This window comes from Streptomyces anatolicus, assembly GCF_019400875.1.
Taxonomy (GTDB): Bacteria; Actinomycetota; Actinomycetes; order Streptomycetales; family Streptomycetaceae; genus Streptomyces; species Streptomyces anatolicus.
Genome location: NZ_WMBF01000756.1, coordinates 1 through 1960, shown reverse-complemented (window position 1 = coordinate 1960; position 1960 = coordinate 1). Strand labels below are relative to the sequence as shown.

Genomic DNA, 1960 nt, shown 5'->3' with positions numbered 1-1960 from the left:
CTCCCGCACACGCCAAGCCGCACCCCCAGCTCAGGCCTCCGCTGCCGCCTCGTCCTCTGGCTCCTCTTCCGGCTCCATGACGAAGCCGGGCAGCCACTCTTCCAGTTCGGTCCGCATGCGGACCGTGGCGTTCAGTTGGCAGAGCACGCCGATGGTGCTCAGCGTCACGCGGTGTATCAGCAGATACGCCGGTGGGAGGTTCAGCCGCTTGCCCAGTTGGTAGGCGGGGGAGCGGGGGTCGGCCACGCGGGCTGCCTGGCCGCGCATCCAGCCGCGGGTGAACGTGAACTCGTCCACCAGCATCGGCTCGATGATCGGCAGGAGATAGTCGAGCACCGCGTCCGGTTCCAGCTCGACGCTCTCCTTGACGAAGCCCTCCTCGCGCAACATGTCGTAGACCGCGTCGGCCTCGCCGTCCAGCGTCATCCGCAGGGATTCGCCGATGGTCGGGGGCAGGCCGCCCGGCAGCCGGTCCACCGTGCCGAAGTCCAGGACGCCGAGCCGCCAGCCGTCCTTCTCGTCGGGCAGCAGACGGAAGTTGCCCGGGTGCGGGTCGGCGTGCAGCAGTCCCGTGCGTGCCGGGCCCGAGAAGAGGAAACGGGCCAGCAGCTGGCCCGCCCGATCGCGCTGCTCCTGTGTGCCGTCCGCGATCACCTCCGACAGGGGTATCCCGTCGATCCACTCGGTGACCAGCACCTGCTCGCCCTGATGCACCACCTCGGGGACCACCACGTCGGGGTCGTCGGCGAACTCCTGAGCGTGCGCCTGCTGTGCCTGCGCCTCCAGGCCGTAGTCAAGCTCTTCCGAGACCCGGTCGCGCAGCTCGGTGATGAGCGGCTTGATGTCCATTCCGGGAATCAGCGGCCCCAGAAGGCGGGCGAACCGGCTGAGTTGGTTCAGGTCGGAGAGCAGTGCCTCACCCGCTCCCGGGTACTGCACCTTGACCGCGACCGCGCGGCCGTCCTCCCAGACCGCCCGGTGCACCTGGCCGATCGACGCGGCGGCCGCCGGCTTGTCGTCGAACTCCAGGAACCGCTCGCGCCAATCCTCGCCCAGCCGTTCCGTGAGCACGGCGTGCACCGTGCTCGTCGGCATCGGTGGCGCCGCCTCCTGGAGCTTCGTCAGTGCCGCGCGATAGGGCCCGGCGACCTCCTCCGGCAGCGCCGACTCGAAGACGGACATGGCCTGTCCGAACTTCATGGCGCCGCCCTTGAGTTCGCCAAGGACCTTGAACAGTTGCTCCGCCGTGCGCTGTTGCAGCTCGCGCCCGACGATCTCCGCCGACTTGCCCCCGATCCGCTTGCCGAGCCCCCAGGTCGCGCGTCCCGCGAAGCCGAGTGGCAGCGCGGCCAATTTGGCGGTTCGGGTGACCGCCTTCCGGGGAAGATCAGACATGCGCCCCTCCAAGTCCCAGACAGCCACGCCTCTCAGGCGGGTTACCCGGCCATTGTTGCGTGCTGCCCCATGTCCGTGGTGAGGCGAGCCCCCTTAACGGGCCTGCCCGCCCCGCAAGGGCATGCGGGATGCGCCCAAACCGGGCGTGCGTGCCAGTCGAATACAGGGACGGACGCCTCCCAGCGAGCACCGGCGCAGGCCGAGGACGCGCCGTCGAGGAAGGCCAGCGCATGGCCCGCGACCAGTCCGGCGACCGAGGTCGACAGGGCCAGATCGCACGAGGGCACATGCCGTGCGCGCCCCGAGCGCCACTGGACCAGCATGCGGGCCCAGGTAAGGTCGCGGTCGGCGCGCTGCCGGAAGAAGCAGCCCGCGCAGGCGGTCGACCCGGGCAGGACCAAGGGGCCTACGACACCTGTGCCTTCGATCACCCCGGCGTAGAGGTGGGGTGTGCCCGCGGCGAGGAGGGTCTCGGCGGCGGCCGGATCGGGGGCGTACGCGTCCAGGCCGTCCCGTGGGGCGATGATCACGAGGGAGAGGCCTGCTTCCCCTTCCTGTTCCGAGG

The 1960-nt window shown here is 70.3% G+C and carries 2 protein-coding genes; both read right to left on the bottom strand.

Translation table 11 applies throughout. The features are described 5' to 3' along the window. Positions 1-30: 30 nt before the first annotated feature. On the bottom strand, positions 31-1395 hold the full coding sequence (locus GKQ77_RS32185; protein WP_219692664.1) for an ABC1 kinase family protein: 1365 nt from the start codon (positions 1393-1395) through the stop codon (positions 31-33). A gap of 41 nt (positions 1396-1436) precedes the next feature. After that, the coding region (locus GKQ77_RS32180; protein WP_372460048.1) for a ThiF family adenylyltransferase at positions 1437-1960 on the bottom strand (524 nt) is incomplete at its 5' end.

What these genes read in the sequence shown, in the direction of transcription:
- GKQ77_RS32185 (WP_219692664.1), bottom strand. Translation starts at nt 1,395, where the DNA reads ATGTCTGATCTTCCCCGGAAGGCGGTCACCCGAACCGCCAAATTGGCC.